Annotated in this window: 17 protein-coding genes and 1 pseudogene; 3 read left to right on the plus strand and 15 right to left on the minus strand. The window is 60.8% G+C overall.

Going from position 1 to position 15,808, the window contains the following annotated elements; genetic code table 11:
• Window positions 1–55: 55 nt before the first annotated feature.
• The 11 genes and pseudogenes from ACXX83_RS26430 to ubiE form a co-directional block, all read right to left on the minus strand.
• Window positions 56–928 carry a methyl-accepting chemotaxis protein gene (locus ACXX83_RS26430; RefSeq protein ID WP_420832649.1) on the minus strand — a complete coding sequence of 291 codons (873 nt, stop codon included), beginning with the start codon at window positions 926–928 and terminating at the stop codon, window positions 56–58.
• Window positions 911–1,972: pseudogene (locus ACXX83_RS26435) on the minus strand (methyl-accepting chemotaxis protein); the annotation flags it as partial. The gene ACXX83_RS26430 and the pseudogene ACXX83_RS26435, both read right to left, overlap by 18 nt.
• A gap of 204 nt (window positions 1,973–2,176) precedes the next feature.
• Window positions 2,177–2,884 carry a 16S rRNA (uracil(1498)-N(3))-methyltransferase gene (locus tag ACXX83_RS26440; protein WP_458550011.1) on the minus strand — a complete coding sequence of 236 codons (708 nt, stop codon included), beginning with the start codon at window positions 2,882–2,884 and terminating at the stop codon, window positions 2,177–2,179.
• Window positions 2,881–3,675 carry a twin-arginine translocase subunit TatC gene (gene tatC, locus ACXX83_RS26445; RefSeq protein WP_217836948.1) on the minus strand — a complete coding sequence of 265 codons (795 nt, stop codon included), beginning with the start codon at window positions 3,673–3,675 and terminating at the stop codon, window positions 2,881–2,883. Before tatC ends, ACXX83_RS26440 begins: the two co-directional genes overlap by 4 nt.
• Window positions 3,672–4,121, minus strand: coding sequence for a Sec-independent protein translocase protein TatB (gene tatB, locus ACXX83_RS26450; protein WP_095964598.1), 450 nt, complete (start codon window positions 4,119–4,121; stop codon window positions 3,672–3,674). The genes tatC and tatB overlap by 4 nt, the downstream gene beginning before the upstream one ends.
• 10 nt (window positions 4,122–4,131) lie before the next feature.
• A complete protein-coding gene (locus ACXX83_RS26455) occupies window positions 4,132–4,404 on the minus strand; it encodes a twin-arginine translocase TatA/TatE family subunit (protein ID WP_015093120.1) in 273 nt (90 codons plus the stop codon).
• A 25-nt stretch (window positions 4,405–4,429) separates the two neighbouring features.
• Window positions 4,430–4,762, minus strand: coding sequence for a phosphoribosyl-ATP diphosphatase (locus ACXX83_RS26460; protein ID WP_007975564.1), 333 nt, complete (start codon window positions 4,760–4,762; stop codon window positions 4,430–4,432).
• Window positions 4,755–5,156: a phosphoribosyl-AMP cyclohydrolase gene (hisI, locus tag ACXX83_RS26465; protein ID WP_108230768.1), complete on the minus strand. Its 402-nt coding sequence runs from the start codon at window positions 5,154–5,156 to the stop codon at window positions 4,755–4,757. The genes ACXX83_RS26460 and hisI overlap by 8 nt, the downstream gene beginning before the upstream one ends.
• A gap of 80 nt (window positions 5,157–5,236) precedes the next feature.
• Window positions 5,237–6,841 (minus strand): ubiquinone biosynthesis regulatory protein kinase UbiB, encoded by a 1,605-nt coding sequence (ubiB, locus tag ACXX83_RS26470; protein WP_458550012.1) that lies wholly within the window; start codon window positions 6,839–6,841, stop codon window positions 5,237–5,239.
• Window positions 6,838–7,461 carry a ubiquinone biosynthesis accessory factor UbiJ gene (locus ACXX83_RS26475; protein WP_126048766.1) on the minus strand — a complete coding sequence of 208 codons (624 nt, stop codon included), beginning with the start codon at window positions 7,459–7,461 and terminating at the stop codon, window positions 6,838–6,840. The genes ubiB and ACXX83_RS26475 overlap by 4 nt, the downstream gene beginning before the upstream one ends.
• The gene (gene ubiE / locus ACXX83_RS26480) at window positions 7,461–8,231 is read right to left on the minus strand and encodes a bifunctional demethylmenaquinone methyltransferase/2-methoxy-6-polyprenyl-1,4-benzoquinol methylase UbiE (RefSeq protein ID WP_007975568.1); all 771 of its coding nucleotides are present in this window, start codon (window positions 8,229–8,231) and stop codon (window positions 7,461–7,463) included. Before ubiE ends, ACXX83_RS26475 begins: the two co-directional genes overlap by 1 nt.
• A 155-nt stretch (window positions 8,232–8,386) precedes the next feature.
• Between ubiE and ACXX83_RS26485 the strand changes: the two genes are divergently transcribed.
• The 3 genes from ACXX83_RS26485 (at window position 8,387) to ACXX83_RS26495 (ending at window position 10,197) form a co-directional block, all read left to right on the plus strand.
• Entirely contained in the window at window positions 8,387–8,662 is a 276-nt protein-coding gene (locus tag ACXX83_RS26485) for a polyhydroxyalkanoic acid system family protein (RefSeq protein ID WP_015093124.1), read from the plus strand.
• Window positions 8,663–8,906: 244 nt separating this feature from the next.
• Entirely contained in the window at window positions 8,907–9,329 is a 423-nt protein-coding gene (locus ACXX83_RS26490; RefSeq protein WP_217836950.1) for a phasin family protein, read from the plus strand.
• 10 nt (window positions 9,330–9,339) lie between these two features.
• On the plus strand, window positions 9,340–10,197 hold the full coding sequence (locus ACXX83_RS26495) for a phasin family protein (protein ID WP_458550013.1): 858 nt from the start codon (window positions 9,340–9,342) through the stop codon (window positions 10,195–10,197).
• 193 nt (window positions 10,198–10,390) lie between these two features.
• Here the strand turns inward: ACXX83_RS26495 and ACXX83_RS26500 are convergent, their stop codons facing one another.
• The 4 genes from ACXX83_RS26500 to phaC (ACXX83_RS26515) all read right to left on the minus strand — a co-directional run bounded on the left by ACXX83_RS26500 (window position 10,391) and on the right by phaC (ACXX83_RS26515) (window position 15,558).
• On the minus strand, window positions 10,391–11,011 hold the full coding sequence (locus ACXX83_RS26500; RefSeq protein WP_007975574.1) for a TetR/AcrR family transcriptional regulator: 621 nt from the start codon (window positions 11,009–11,011) through the stop codon (window positions 10,391–10,393).
• A gap of 59 nt (window positions 11,012–11,070) precedes the next feature.
• Window positions 11,071–12,753, minus strand: coding sequence for a class II poly(R)-hydroxyalkanoic acid synthase (gene phaC, locus ACXX83_RS26505; RefSeq protein ID WP_015093127.1), 1,683 nt, complete (start codon window positions 12,751–12,753; stop codon window positions 11,071–11,073).
• 115 nt (window positions 12,754–12,868) lie between these two features.
• Window positions 12,869–13,723: a poly(3-hydroxyalkanoate) depolymerase gene (gene phaZ / locus ACXX83_RS26510; protein ID WP_007975576.1), complete on the minus strand. Its 855-nt coding sequence runs from the start codon at window positions 13,721–13,723 to the stop codon at window positions 12,869–12,871.
• A 155-nt stretch (window positions 13,724–13,878) separates the two neighbouring features.
• Window positions 13,879–15,558, minus strand: a complete 1,680-nt coding sequence (gene phaC, locus ACXX83_RS26515; protein WP_015093128.1) for a class II poly(R)-hydroxyalkanoic acid synthase — start codon at window positions 15,556–15,558, stop codon at window positions 13,879–13,881.
• Window positions 15,559–15,808 lie beyond the last annotated feature (250 nt).

Raw genomic sequence — 15,808 nt, forward strand, 5'->3', positions numbered from 1 at the left:
CTTGCCCGCGAAGGCATCACCTCGGTCCTGAGTGAGCCGAGCTCTGCAGATCACCTCAAACCCTGAACTTGCCTACCAGCATCTGCAAATGCGTCCCCAGTCGTGCCAACTCAACGCTGGACGCTGCCGTCTCTTCACTGGCTGCCGAGGTCTGGTCCGACACATCCCGCACGTTCAGCACGCTGCGGTTGATCTCTTCGGCCACGGCGCTTTGCTGTTCGGCGGCAGCGGCGATCTGCTGGTTCATCGCCTGAATTGCCGAGACGGTGCGGGTGATGCTTTCCAGTGAGCCACCGGCGCGGCGGGTCAGTTCGACACTGCTGTCGGTCAGGGTGCGGCTGTTGTCCATGATGGTCGCCACTTGCTGCGTGCCGCTTTGCAGGCCGACGATCAGCTCTTCGATCTCTTCGGTGGATTTCTGGGTGCGCTGGGCCAGGCTGCGGACTTCGTCGGCGACCACGGCAAACCCACGTCCGGCTTCACCAGCTCGGGCGGCTTCAATCGCGGCGTTGAGCGCCAGCAGGTTGGTTTGCTGGGCCACGGATTTGATCACGTCGAGCACGCTGCCGATCTTGTCGCTTTCGCGCTTGAGTTCGCCCATGGCCTCGGTGGAGTGGCCGACTTCCGCGGCCAGGCGCTCGATCTGGGCGATGGCTTCGCCCACCACTTTGTCACCCTCACGGGCCTGCTGGTCGGCGGCGACGGCGGCTTCGGAGGCCTCTTCGGCGTTGCGCGCCACTTCCTGCACGGTGGCGGCCATTTCATTCATGGCGGTGGCGACCTGATCGGTCTCGACTTTCTGGCTGTTGACCCCGGCGCTGGTCTGCTCGGTGACTGCGGACAGCTCTTCAGCGGCGCTGGCAATCTGCGTGACGCCATCGCTGATGCCGCCGATCAGTTCGCGCAAGCCTTGGGTCATGCTCTGCATGGCGCGCTGCAACTGGCCGAGTTCGTCGCGACGCTGCGACGTCAGGTTGTGGGTCAGGTCGCCGCTGGCAACGCGCTCAGCGACAGCCAGGGTCTGGTTCAACGGAATGATGATCTGCCGGGTGATGGTCCAGGCGGCCAGCAGGCCGAAGGCGATGGCCAGAACGGTGGCAAGGGTCAGCATGTTCTTGGCGTGGGCGGCGTCGGTGTCACGCACGACGGTTTGCGAGACGGTGAGTTTCTGGCTCATGTCCAACAGGATGTCGCCTTGGGCGGACATGCGTACCAGGGCCTTGGCGCTGGCCACCTGGGAGTCGCGGAACTGGCTGACGGCGGCGCGGTAGGCCTTCAGTGAATCAGTCGCCTGTTGCAGGTTGGCGATGTGTTCTTCAGGCAGTTTGGCCGGCAGGCTCTCGAGGTTCTTCAGGGCGTTATCGATCGCGTCGAAGGCTGGCTGTTCGGCTTCGCTCTTGCCGCTGTAGGTGTAGCCGCGAACCTGGAAGCGCGCCTGCTGGATCAGTTTGCTCAGGTCGATCACGCTATTGAATGCTGCGACGCTGTCACCTTGCAGCATGGATTTTTCCACTTCGGCGACACGGGCCACGGCGTTGTCGGCGGTGGCGCCGAGTTTGCTGCGGGCATCTTCACGCTGGGCGCCGGCCTGGGTCATGTCGTTGAAGGCACGACGGTATTCGGCGACAGCGGCCAGTTGTTGATCGACCATGGCTGTGTCGGCCGGTTGTTCGATCAGGCTGCGGGCGGTCTGCAGCCCGCTTTCGAGTTTGCCCAGCAGATCGTTGACGGCACCGGGGCCTTGTTCACCACGACGCATCTCGTAATCCAGGCGTGCAATGCGCAGGTCTCTGGTCAGGTCGTTGAGGCTGGCGATGAACCCCAGTTTATCGCCACGGCTGGTGACGCCGCTCAAACCGCTCCAGCCGGTGAAGGTAATCAGCAGGGTCAGTAACAGCACCAGGCCGAAGCCGATCCCCAGCTTGCGTTTGACGCTGACGTTTCCCAGATTCTCGGCTAGCCATTGGTACATGCTGAAACTCCCCGGACCACAATTTGGTTTTATGGGGGTGTATCGGCAGGGGAACCTGAATCTGTAGGCGATGCCCGATGTACGGACGGATGATGACTTGTGGGAGCGGGCTTGCTCGCGAAAGCGGAGTGTCAGTCACTTCAATGCCGACTGATACACCGCCTTCGCGAGCAAGCCCGCTCCCACAGGGAATTGTGTCCGGGATTAGAAAAGGCGGGCCAGCAGTGCGGTCACGGCGGTTTCGACGCGCAGGATGCGCTCGCCCAGTTGTACCGGTTGCAGGCCGGATTTGCCCAGCAGGTCGATCTCGTAGGGAATCCAGCCACCCTCGGGGCCGATGGCCAGGGTCACCGGTTCGCTGAGTGCGCGAGGGCAGGGCGGGTAATTGCCGGGATGCCCCACCAGGCCAAGGGTGCCGTCGGTGATCGCCGGCAAACGGTCCTCGACGAACGGCTTGAAGCGCTTCTCGATCACGACTTCCGGCAGCACGCTGTCCCGGGCCTGTTCGAGGCCGAGGATCAATTGCTCGCGAATGGCCTCGGGCTCCAGGAAGGGGGTCTGCCAGAAGCTCTTCTCGACGCGATAGCTGTTGATCAACACGATACGTGGCACACCCATGGCCGCCACGGTCTGGAACACCCTGCGCAGCATCTTGGGGCGTGGCAGGGCCAATACCAGGGTCAATGGCAGCTTGGCCGGTGGCGGTTGCTCGAGGGTGACGCGCAATTCCGCTTCGTCGGTGTCCAGGCGCAGCACTTCAGCTGAGCCCATCAGCCCGCCGATCCGCCCGACGCGCATGCTGTCGCCCACTTCGCAGCGGTGGACTTCCTGCATGTGGGTCAGCCGGCGATCACGCAGGATCACCCGGTCGGCCGCAATGAAGTCGGCCTCTTCAAGGAGCAGCAGGTTCACGCTTGGGTCGCTGGCGGCTGGTCGTTGTGATCGTCAGCCGGTTGGTCTTCCGGATGGTCGCCACGTTTGCTGATCAGGCTGCTGAACAGAATGCCGATTTCGAACAACAGCCACATCGGCACGGCCAGCAGGGTCTGCGAGAAGATGTCCGGCGGCGTCAGGATCATGCCGACCACGAAGCAGCCGATGATCACGTATGGGCGGATTTTCTTCAGGTATTTGACGTCGACCACGCCGATCCACACCAGCAGCACCACGGCCACCGGGATCTCGAACGCCACGCCAAAGGCGAAGAACAGCGTCATGACGAAATCGAGGTAGCTGGTGATGTCGGTCATCATTTCCACGCCGGCCGGGGTGGCGGCGGCGAAGAATTTGAAGATCAGCGGGAACACCAGGAAATAGGCGAAGGCCATGCCGGCGTAGAACAGAAAGATGCTGGAGACCAGCAAGGGCACGGCAATGCGCTTTTCATGCTTGTACAGGCCCGGGGCGATGAAGCCCCAGATCTGGTGCAGGATCACCGGGATCGCCAAGAACAGCGAGACCATCATTGTCAGCTTCAGCGGCGTCAGGAACGGCGACGACACGTCGGTGGCAATCATCGTCGCGCCGGCGGGCAGGTACGCACGCAGCGGAGTCGAGACGAAGGTGTAGATCTGCTGGGTAAAGGCGAATAGGCCGGCGAAGATGATGAAAATCGCCGCTACGCAGCGCAGCAGTCGGGTACGCAACTCGGTGAGGTGCGAAACCAGCGGCATGTGCTGGTCGTTTTCAGGAAGATCGCTCATGGGGCTCGCGGCGGCAATGTTGGGTCATGAGGGGCCGGCGCAACGGGCGCAGCCGCAGGTGTAACGGGTTCAACCGGAGTGGTTGCAGCAACAATCGGCGCAGGCTCGACAGCCGCAACAGCAGGCGTTGTCGCGGCAGCGGGGGCAGTTGCTTGAATCGTCTGCGCACCCACATGCTCGACCGGCGTCGGCTCCTGCTGGGTCGGCGTGAAGATTTTCCGCGCCTCCTGCTCAAGCGACAGGATGTGTTCGTTGTGCAGTTGCCGACGAATCTCGTCGGCACCGATTTCACGTTCAACTTCCTGTTTGATTGCGTTGAAACTGCGCTTCAGGCGTCCGACCCACAGGCCAGCGGTGCGCGCAGCGCCCGGCAAGCGCTCGGGACCCAGCACCAGCAGGGCGACGAGGCCGACGAGCAGCAGTTCAGAGAAGCTGATACCAAACATTAGTCAGTGCTCACACGTCTTTGCGGATCGGCTCTTCGACTTTCTGTGCCTGCACGTCGATGGTGTGCGGCTGGTTCACAGTGGTCTGTGGCTGGACCGGTGGAACCGGTTGGGCCGGGGTCGCATTCGGGTCGGCCGGTTTTTCGTCGTCGTTCATGGCTTTCTTGAAGCCCTTGATCGATTCGCCGACGTCGGTGCCGAGGTTTTTCAATTTCTTGGTGCCGAATACCAGTACCACGACAACCAGGATGACGACCCAATGTTTCCAGTCAAAAATGCCCATGCTGCTGCTCCTCTCTAATAGTTATTCAGGCGGACGGGCGCGAGGCTTTCTCGGCGTGTCCGGAGAGACCGAAACGACGGTCCAGTTCATCGAGTACAGCCTGCGGATGCTGCCCCAATTGGGCGAGCATGACCATGCTGTGGAACCACAAATCGGCGGTTTCGTAGATCACATCGCTGCAGTCGCCGCTGACGGCGGCGTCCTTGGCAGCAATGATGGTCTCGACCGACTCTTCGCCGACTTTTTCCAGAATCTTGTTCAAACCCTTGTGATACAGGCTGGCGACATACGAGCTGTCGGCGGCGGCGCCTTTGCGCTCTTCCAGCACCTCGGCCAGGCGGGTCAGTGTGTCACTCATGTTTGTGCCCTGCGCAATAGATGGCATGCGGATCTTTAAGGACCGGGTCGACCGTTGTCCAGTCGCCGTTCTCGTAGACGCGATAGAAGCAGCTCTGGCGGCCGGTATGACAGGCGATGTCGCCGATCTGCTCGACCATCAGGATGATGACGTCGGCGTCGCAGTCCAGGCGCATCTCATGCAGGGTCTGCACGTGGCCGGACTCTTCGCCCTTGCGCCACAGCTTGCCACGCGAGCGCGACCAGTAGATGGCGCGGTTCTCGGCCGCCGTCAGTTCCAGTGCCTCGCGGTTCATCCAGGCCATCATCAGGACGCGCCCGGTCTTGTAGTCCTGGGCAATCGCCGGCACCAGGCCGTCGGCATCCCATTTGATCTCGTCCAGCCAGTTTTTCATCTTCGACTCCGACAGCGAGCCCGACACTTCATTAGTCAGGCTCAACGTTGAAACAGTGTGCCAGTGCGCAGCACAACTGGCTATCGGCGCACGACCAGATACAAACCGACGGCCATCATGATGCCGGCCGGCCAATAGGCCAACTGGTTCAGCGGTCCGCCCGCGGCGAGGATCGCTCCACCGGCCAGGTGCGCCGTGCCGAGCAGGCGCAGGAACCATTCGTCCCGGCGTCGGTGCCACGCTGGCGGCGGATCGTAGGCGTGGGGGTGGGACATGCGTTCGAGCAGGTCGCGGGCCATGTTGGCCAGGTGCGGGATCTGCTCGAACTGACTGTGCACGTTGCCGAGCAGGGCTTTGGGGCTGACCCGCTCGCGCATCCAGCGTTCGAGGAACGGCTGCGCGGTGTTCCACAGGTCCAGGTCCGGGTATAGCTGACGGCCCAGGCCTTCGATGTTCAACAAGGTTTTTTGCAGCAGAACCAACTGCGGTTGAACCTCCATGTTGAAGCGCCGAGCGGTCTGGAACAGGCGCATCAGCACCTGACCGAAGGAAATATCTTTTAACGGTTTTTCGAAGATCGGCTCGCACACAGTACGTATCGCCGCTTCGAATTCGTTGAGTTTGGTTTCTGCCGGCACCCAGCCCGAATCGATGTGCAACTGCGCCACGCGACGGTAATCGCGCTTGAAGAAGGCGAACAGGTTGCGTGCCAGGTAGTCCTGGTCTTCCGGGGTCAGGCTGCCGACGATGCCGCAGTCGATGGCAATGTACTGCGGACTCCACGGATTCACGGTGCTGACGAAGATGTTGCCGGGGTGCATGTCGGCGTGGAAGAAGCTGTCGCGGAACACCTGGGTGAAGAAAATCTCCACGCCACGCTCGGCGAGCATTTTCATGTCGGTGCGCTGGTCGGCCAGGGTCGCCAGATCGGTGACCTGGATACCGTAGATGCGCTCCATCACCAGTACTTTCGGCCGGCACCAGTCCCAATAGACTTGCGGCACGTACAGCAGCGGCGAGCCGTCGAAGTTGCGCTTTAACTGGCTGGCGTTGGCCGCCTCGCGCAGCAGGTCGAGTTCGTCGTAGATGGTTTTTTCATAATCGCTGACCACGTCCACCGGGTGCAGCAGGCGCGCATCGGCGGAGAGTTTTTCGGCGGCGCGGGCGAGGATGAACAGCCACGCCAGGTCCTGGGCGATCACCGGTTTGAGACCGGGGCGGATCACCTTGACCACCACTTCTTCGCCGGTTTTCAGTTGCGCGGCATGCACCTGCGCCACCGAAGCCGAGGCCAGCGGCTCGACATCGAAGCGGCTGAACACGTCGCTGATTTTCTTGCCAAGCTGTTCTTCGATCAGCTTGACCGACACTTGCGAGTCGAACGGCGGCACGCGGTCCTGCAGCTTCATCAGTTCATCGGCGATGTCCTCGGGCAACAGGTCGCGGCGAGTGGACAGGATCTGCCCGAACTTGATGAATATCGGCCCCAGGTCCAGCAACGCCAGGCGCAGGCGCGCGCCACGGCTCAGGTCCAGGGTCTTGCGCGGGAACCAGCGCCACGGCAACGCGTAACGCAGCGCCCGCAGAAACCACGGTAGTGGCAGGGCGAACAGCAGGTCATCGAGGCGGTAGCGGATCACGACGCGCTGGATGCGCAACAAACGGCGGACGGCAAGCAGCTTCATGCGTTATCGCTTGGGTCGAGGGATCGGGAAAGGCGCTCGAAACGCGCCTCGAGACGTTCCAGATCGAGCTTGATCTGGTCCAGTTCACTGAATCGGGCTTCGGCTTCGCGCTGACCGACAAGGGTACGCGATTCTTCGGCCAGGTATTCGCCCAGGTTCTGGCCCAGGCTGGCAAAGCCTTGCTGGTACCAGCGGGCGCGACTGCGCAGGTGGCCGCCGACCAGTTGTGTGGCGACCGGGCCGAGCCAGCGCGAGAGCTCGTACTCCCAGTCCAGCTCCAGGTCCTGGAGGATCGCCGCCAGCTCCAGCAGCACGCCGCTGTCGCCATCGAGTTCGACTTCTGGGGCGTGCAGGACGGAAGTCTTGTCCTTGCTCGTGGCCAGTTTCAACAGGCTTGAGGCCGGTGCACGCAAGGTGCAGTCGGCTCCGGTTTCCCACTGGGAGGCGAGCATCAGGCCTTCGTCGCTGGGCAGGATGAACAGGTGCAGCGCCGGGCTGCGGCAATCGACGGCAATCACTTTGCCGGTCAGGTGTGCCAGCCGCGGCAGCGCCGTGCTGTCGAGGCGCAGCACCCGGTTCAGGCCGAGTTCAACGCTGGCGAGCAGGCCGGCGAGCAGCATCAGGGCTTGATGCCGCGGTGCAGGGCAACGATGCCTGCGGTCATGTTGTGATAGGTCACGCGGTCGAAACCGGCCTCGACCATCATCGACTTCAGGGTTTCCTGGTTCGGGTGCATGCGGATCGATTCGGCCAGGTAGCGATAGCTTTCCGAGTCGTTGGTGATCAGCTTGCCCATCAACGGCATGAAGGCGAACGAGTAGGCGTCGTAGGCCTTGGACATCAGTGCGTTGGTCGGCTTGGAGAATTCCAGCACCAGCAGGCGGCCACCCGGCTTGAGCACGCGCAGCATCGAGCGCAGGGCGTCTTCCTTGTGGGTCACGTTGCGCAGGCCGAAGGCGATGGTCACGCAGTCGAAATGGTTGTCCGGGAACGGCAGTTTTTCCGCATCGGCCTGGACGAATTCGACGTTGCCGGCCACGCCCAGGTCCAGCAGGCGGTCACGGCCGACCTTGAGCATGGACTCGTTGATGTCGGCCAGTACGACCTGGCCGGTCGGGCCTACCAGGTGCGAGAATTTCCTGGTCAGGTCGCCGGTGCCGCCGGCGATGTCGAGCACGCGATTGCCGGCGCGAACGCCCGACAGTTCGATCGCGAAACGCTTCCACAGACGGTGCATGCCGCCCGACAGAAGGTCGTTCATCAGGTCGTACTTGGCGGCTACCGAGTGGAAAACCTCAGCGACTTTTTCCGCTTTCTGGCTTTCCGGAACGTTTTTGAAGCCGAAGTGAGTGGTGGGTTCGGCATCGCTGCCTTTGCGCTGATCAGTCATATCGCTGTCACCAAAAGAGAATGCGCGACATTCTAATCCCCAAGGCATGCTTTGTCTTGGCAAGGCTGAAGGTAAGATGGGCAACCATCGGGACGTTTTGACGCAGCAGAGGTCAAGATGCTCCGGGAAAGCATCCATAAAGCAGGAGTCATTCAATGGCCCGTATTAGTGTTGAACGTGCCCACGGCCTGGGTAAGGAAGCGGCTCGCGAGAAGGCCGACAAGCTGGCGCAGAAACTTTCCGATCAGTATGGCCTGGAGCCGCAGTGGTCTGGCGACACCCTGAACCTCAAGCGCTCGGGTGTGAAGGGGGCGGTGCATGTCAGTGAAGATTCGATCAAGGTCGATGTGGAGTTGGGCCTGATGATGTCGGCCATGAGCGGCATGATCAAAGCGGAAATCGAAAAGGCGCTGGATAAGGCCCTGGTCTGATTTTCTGGTTGAAATGAGATCCCCTGTGGGAGCGGGCTTGCTCGCGAAGGCAGTCTGTCAGTTGACCAGGATGTTGACTGACACGACGCCTTCGCGAGCAAGCCCGCTCCCACATTTTGTTGCGGTGCTCTCAAAGGTTTATGTCATTTGTTAGGGTGCCGTTTCTAATTTTTCTCCCTACTTTGTGCCAGAGCCCGACACTTATCCGGGCAGTTCCTCAAACCTTCTGCGCGTGAGGTGCACCATGGCCAAAGTTATTTTGAAGAAAAAAATCGACGCATCGACCAGCACGCTGGGCGACGTCAAATCCTATGCCCGCAAGATCTGGCTGGCAGGCCTGGGCGCCTACGCCAAGGTCGGCCAAGAGGGCAGCGAATACTTTCAAGAGCTGATCAAGGCTGGTCAGGTTGTTGAAAAGAAAGGCAAAAAAGTAGTTGCTGAGAAACTTGAAGCGGCCAATGCCGAGATCGATGAAGTCAAGAGTGAAGTCAGCACTTTCAAAGGCCGTGTCGAAGTTCAACTCGACAAGGTCGAGAAGGTGTTCGACACGCGTGTCGCAAGTGCCTTGAATCGTATCGGCATTCCGTCTAAACATGACGTTGAGACACTCTCTGCTAAGCTCGATGAGCTGACGGCATTGCTCGAACGTGTCGCGCGTAAATCTTAAGGAGAACGGGATGGCTGTTAAAAAGAAAACCGAAAAAGAAGGCAGCTCGTGGATCGGGAAGGTTGAAGATTACTCCCGAAAAATCTGGCTGGCTGGTTTAGGCGTGTACTCGAAGATCGACACTGACGGCAGCAAACTCTTCGATGCATTGGTTAAGGATGGCGAGAAAGCCGAGAAACTCACCAAGAGCGCTGTTGGCAAGACAGTCGAGGCCGCCAAGGACTCCGCTTCTTCGGCCAAATCGCGCATCAGCGGCGTGAAAGATCGCGCACTGGGCAAGTGGGATGAGCTGGAAGGTGCTTTCGACAAGCGTCTGAACAGCGCCATCTCGCGTCTGGGTGTACCGAGCCGCAACGAAGTCAAGGCACTGCACAGCAAGGTCGAGACCCTGACTAAGCAAATCGAAAAACTGACCGGGGCCAAGGTTGCGCCTGTTGCGGCGAAAACCGCGGCAGCCAAGACTGCCGCCGCCAAGCCAGCCGCGAAAACTGCTGCCAAGCCACTGGCAAAAGCCGCGGCTAAACCAGCTGCCAAGCCAGCCGCGAAAACTGCAGCCGCCAAACCTGCAGCGGCCAAGCCAGCGGCCAAACCGGCTGCGGCGAAAGCTGTTGCCAAACCGGCTGCCAAGCCAGCAGCGGCCAAGCCTGCGGCTAAAACAGCTGCAGCCAAACCTGCTGCTGCGAAAAAACCTGCAGTGAAGAAGCCGGCAGCTCCAAAAGCCGCCGCGCCAAAACCAGCAGTAGCAGCTGCCAAGCCGGCAACCCCGGCAGCCGCTCCGGTCAGCGCCTCGAACTCCGCGACCGCGCCAACCCCTGCTGTCACCCCGACTGCCGCGCCAGCTCCATCGACGCCAACCAGTCAGTCCTGATTTTCAGGGCTCAAGAAAACGCCCGGCCTGCCAAGGTCGGGCGTTTTTGTTTGTGCGCGAATTTCTGAGCGACACAAGCCCACTGTGGGAGCGAGCTTGCTCGCGATAGCGGTGTATCAGTCGACATCCAGGTTGGCTGAACAGACGCCATCGCGAGCAAGCTCGCTCCCACAAGGGTTGGCGGGTGTCAGGCTTACTCGTGTGCTTCCAGGTACTGCATCGCCATTTGCTCCGTCGCCACTTTGATAGGTGGCAACAGATGCGGCGCCACCAGCATCATGATCTGGTAAACCACCAGCCGCACCTCGCCTTCGCGATCGAGAATCCGCTGGTAATCCAGTGAAAACAGCAGGGTCATGGTGATCTGTTCCACCAGTTGCCCTAACGCCTGGGTGTCGCTGACCAATTGCCCTTGAGCCTTCAAGCGTGCGAGCAACGACGCCAGTGTGCGCTTGAGTGCATTGAGCAGGTTGCGAATGCCCTTGGCCAGTTTCGGCAGGCGTCCGGCGAGGTTCGACAGGTCCTGGAACAGAAACCGGTAGTGGGACAGGCGCTCAACGATCAGATGCAGGAACAGCCAGTAATCTTCGGGGCCCAATTCGACGTCGGACGGTGGGTCGAGCAGTGGTTGCAATTCACATTGAAAGCGCTCGAACAGCCCGAGTATCAGCGGTTCTTTACCGTGAAAGTGGTAGTAGAGGTTGCCCGGGCTGATGCCCATTTCGTTGGCAACTTCCATGGTGGAGACATTCGGTTCGCCCTTCTGATTGAACAACTGCAGGGCACATTCGAGGATCCGGTCGCGGGTTTTCATCCAGTCTTCTTAATGATCGGGTCTTGCCACGGCCGGCAGCGGCCGTGGCTCGTTGAACGTCAGCGCACGCGCACGTAAGTACCGGGTGCTGCCTCCATCGGTGGGTAGTTCTGGTTGCCGAGCGCCATGTGGGTTTCCTTCTGCGCGCCGGAGCGTTCCTGAATCCAGCTCAGCCATTGGGTCCACCAACTACCGTCGACATGCTTGGCGTCGTAGTACCAGGCACGGGGATCGCTGCTCAGTTTGCCGTTCTCGATGTAGTTGGCTTTCGGGTTGCTCGGCGGGTTGAGGATGCTCTGCACATGACCGCTGTTGGACAGCACGAAGCGCCGTTCGCCGCCGAGCAACAGCGTCGAGCGGTACACAGCGTCCCACGGTGTGATGTGATCATTGATGCCGGCGACGCTGAAGCTGTCGACGGTGACCTTCTGCAAGTCGATCGGCGTGCCACACACTTCCAGTCCGCCCGGGTGGGTCAGCGGGTTGTGCTTGAAGAAGTCCAGCAGATCGCCGTGCAGAGCGGCCGGCAGACGCGTGTTGTCGTTGTTCCAGTAGAGGATGTCGAACGCCGGTGGCTCCTTGCCCAACAGGTAGTTGTTGACGAAGTAGCTCCAGATCAAATCGTTGGGGCGCATCCAGGCGAAGACCTTGGCCATGTCGCGGCCATCCAGCACACCTTTCTGATAGGAGCGGCGCTTGGCAGCCTCCAGCGTCTGCTCGTCGGCGAACAGCGTAGCGGGGCTGTCCAGCTGGCTGTCGAGCAGGCTCACCAGATATGTCGCGCTGGACACCCTGCGCAGCTGCCGCTTGGCCTGCAAATGACCTTGCAGCGCGGCAATGGTCAGCCCGCCGGCGCAGGCGCCCATCAGGTTGACCTCCCGTGCGCCGGTGATCGCCCGGCAGACATTCATCGCTTCTTCCACGGCTTCGACGTAGGTCGAGAGCCCCCATTCGCGGTGACGCACATCCGGGTTGCGCCAGCTGATCATGAAGGTTTGCAGGCCGTTTTTCAGGGCGTACTGGACGAAACTGTTGTGCGGGCTCAGGTCGAAAATGTAGTACTTGTTGATTTGCGGCGGCACTACCAGCAGGGGCTTGGAATACTGCTTTTCGCTCATCGGCTTGTACTGGATCAACTCCAGCAGCTCGTTGCGAAACACCACGGCTCCGGTGGTAGTGGCGACCGTCCTGCCGACCTCGAACGCTTGCTTGGTGACTTGCCGGGGCAGGCCGTCGTTATGCAGCAGATCGTCCACCAGATGGCCGATGCCTCGCACCAGGCTGTTACCACCGGAATTGAACAGCTCCTTGACCGCCAGTGGGTTGAGCAGGGTGTTGGAGGGTGATAGGGCGTCGTTGAGCAAGGTGAAGGCGAAGTGGGCGCGGGCGCGGTCGTCCGGGCTCATGTTGCTCTCGTCGATCCAGCTTTTGACCTGCTTCTGCCAGCTCAGATAGGCCTGCAGGCTACGGCGATAAAACGGGTTGAGGCTCCACGCCGGGTCGGCGAAGCGACCGTCGTGCGGGTTGGTCGGGTGCAGGGTTTCGCCCAGCAGCACGCGGCCAAGCTGACCGCCGAGTTTGAGGGCATGCCGGGCGCTGTGCAGTGGGTTGCGCAAGCCATGGGCGGCCACACTGCGCAGGGTCGACAGCAGATCCCGACCGCGCAGGCCGGTAATCGCACTCTGTGCATTGATGAACGCGGCGGGAGTCGCTAAGGATTCCCTCGCTGGTTTCTCGCGCATGATTCAACACTCCTTCGTCTTCAGGCCAAAAACAAACACACTGAACCAGAACACCATAGACGCTGTAACGGGTTGTTGCGCGGCGTGGCGTCCTGCCGACCGCTGATGCAGCGCATTAACTGCCCAATGGCGCCGGACGCGGATGCATTACCGCGCGCTGGCGCTCCTCCTCCAGGAATTTCATGATGATCGGGGCCACCGCTTCGGCCCGGGTAATCAGGAACAGATGACCGTCATCGATGATGTGCAACTGGGCGTTGGGAATCCGCCAGGCCAGCAAGCGCATGTTGACCAACGGGATCAACGGGTCATCGTCGCCGGCCAGTACCAGGGTCGGCTGGCGGATCTTGTGCAGCCAGTGGATGCTGGTCCAGCCGAGGCCGGCGAACAGCTGCCAGTAGTAACCGAGCTTGCCCGCCGAACGTACCTTGGCCGCATGGCTGGCGGCCAGCGTCGGGTCGCGACGGAACGCACCCCCGTAGATCATCGGCGCAATGCGGATCACGTGGGACGGCTGGATGTAGCGTCGTGGACTGGCCATCATCCACAACACTTTCGGCTTGCCCGGCACCATCACTGCACCCGCCGCCGTGGCGGCCAGCACGAGTTTCTTGCAACGCTCCGGATAGTCATAAGCGAACTGCTGGGCCAGGGCGCCACCCCAGGACACGCCGATGACGTTGACCTGCCCGTAGTCGAGATAGTCGAGCATCCGCGCCGTGAGCTTGGCCAGCCCCGGAAAACGATACGGCCGGTTTGGCGTCGACGAACCGCCGACACCGGGTACGTCGAAGGCGATGACTTCCAGGTCCGGGTCCAGCGCCGCAATGAACGGGAACACCAGCTCCAGGTTGGCGCCGATGCCGTTGAAAATCAGCAGGGGCGTCAAATGAGGCTTGCCGGGGCGTACCGCCGTGCGGAGCGTCTGGCCATCCAGGTCGACGGTACGGAATATGAAGGGTTGCGGCATGCTTCAGGCCCTGTGGGTCGCTTTTTCCAGTTCATCCCCGCCCCCTGGGGGAGCGAGCTTGCTCGCGATAGCGGAGTGTCAGTCAGCGCATATGCCAAACCTGCCACCGTCATCGCGAGCAAGCTCGCTCCCACAGGGAAGTCGAGGTGTGTCAGTTACCGCTCATGCACGTAAGTGCCCGGTGCAGCTTCGCCCGCCGGGTACGCCTTGTTGCCCAGTTTCAGCGGAGCTTTTTTCAGGTTGCCCGAGCGCTGTGCCTGCCAGGCCTGCCAGTGCAGCCACCACGAATCGGCGTGCTTGGTCGACTCTTCCTGCCATTCATCGGCATTGGCGGGCATTTCAGTGCTGGTCATATAGCGCGATTTCGGATTGCCCGGCGGGTTCAGGATGCTCTGGATATGCCCGCTGCTGGACAGCACGAATTCAACATTGCCGCCGAACAGTTGCGCCGACTTGTAGCAGGAGCGCCACGGGGTGATGTGGTCGCTGGTTCCGGCCAGGGAAAAGATATCGGCGGTGACCTGCTTCAGGTCGATCGGTGTGCCGCACACTTCCAGTGCATTCGGACGAATCAATGGATTGCTTTTGAACATTTCGATCAGGTCGCCGTGGAACGCGGCCGGTAAGCGGGTGGTGTCGTTGTTCCAGAACAGGATGTCGAATACCGGTGGCTCGTTGCCCAGCAGGTAGTTGTTGACCCAGTAGTTCCAGATCAGGTCGTTGGGGCGCATCCAGGCAAAGACTTTCGCCATGTCGCGGCCTTCCAGCACGCCGGCCTGATAGGAGTGGCGCTTGGCGCTTTCGAGGGTTTGTTCATCGACGAACAGCGCCACATCGCTGTCCAGGGTGGTATCGAGCACGCTGACCAGGAGGGTGAGGGCGTTGACCTTGTTCTCGCCAATCGCGGCGTAATGGCCAAGCAGTGCGGTGCAGGTGATGCCGCCGGAGCAGGCGCCGAGCATGTTCACGTCCTTGCTGCCGGTGATCGCGGTGACCACGTCGACCGCTTCCTTGAGCGCCTCGATGTAAGTCGACAGCCCCCACTCACGCTGCTCCTTGGTTGGATTGCGCCAGCTGACGATGAAGGTTTGCACGTTGCTGCGCAGGCAGAACCGCGCCAGGCTTTTCTCCGGGCTGAGGTCGAAAACGTAGAACTTGTTGATTTGCGGTGGCACCACCAGCAAAGGGCGCTCGTGCACCTGCTCGGTAGTGGGCCTGTACTGGATCAGCTCCAGCACGTCGTTGCGAAACACCACTGCACCTTCGGTCACGGCCAGCGTCTTGCCGACTTCGAATGCCCCCATGTTGACCTGGCTCGGCATGCCGCCGTTGTGTACCAGGTCCTTGGCCAGATGCGAGAGGCCGTCGAGCAGGCTTTTACCGCCGGTTTCGAAGAAACGCTTGACCGCCGCCGGGTTGGCCGCCGTGTTGGTCGGGGCGAAGGCCTCGGTCATGAGGTTGATCACGAAGTGCCCGCGACTGACGTCCTTGGCCGGCAGGTTGCTGTCATCGATCCAGTCGTGGAGTTCCTTGCGCCACGCCAGGTAGGTTTGCAAATAACGTTTGTAGAGCGGGTTCTGGCTCCAGGCCGGATCGGCGAAGCGACGGTCGTCGCTATTCGGAAGAAGCTCGGATTTGCCTAGCAGTACGTTCTTGAGTTCAAGACCGAAATGGGCGACATGCCTGGCGCTGTGAATCGGTTGTTTGATGGCCTGCCTGAGCACCATGCGAGCAGAAGCCAGTAGATCCTTTCCACGCAATCCAACGACAGGATTCAGCCCCAAGGTGTTTTCGGAGGCTTGTTGCTTCAAGTCATCGTTATTCTTGTTACTCATCTACGACGCTCCAATGTCCTGAGACGAGTACCCGGGGCCTGCTGTGCAGTCACACAACCAATGCCAGGTACTGCTGCTCGGGTGACCGTTAATACTGCATCGCTGCTTTTGTTCGCAGTGAGCACTGCAGGGAACTTGCCAGTTCCATTGGTTACCCGAGTTTAATTTTTTTCGCAAGCAGGCCAAGCGACGGCCCTGAAGCGGAGCATTCAAACAGATGAAATTAGAAAATGCCCTCTAAAGAGCAAGA

The sequence above is a fragment of the Pseudomonas sp. GNP012 genome (genome assembly GCF_054343835.1).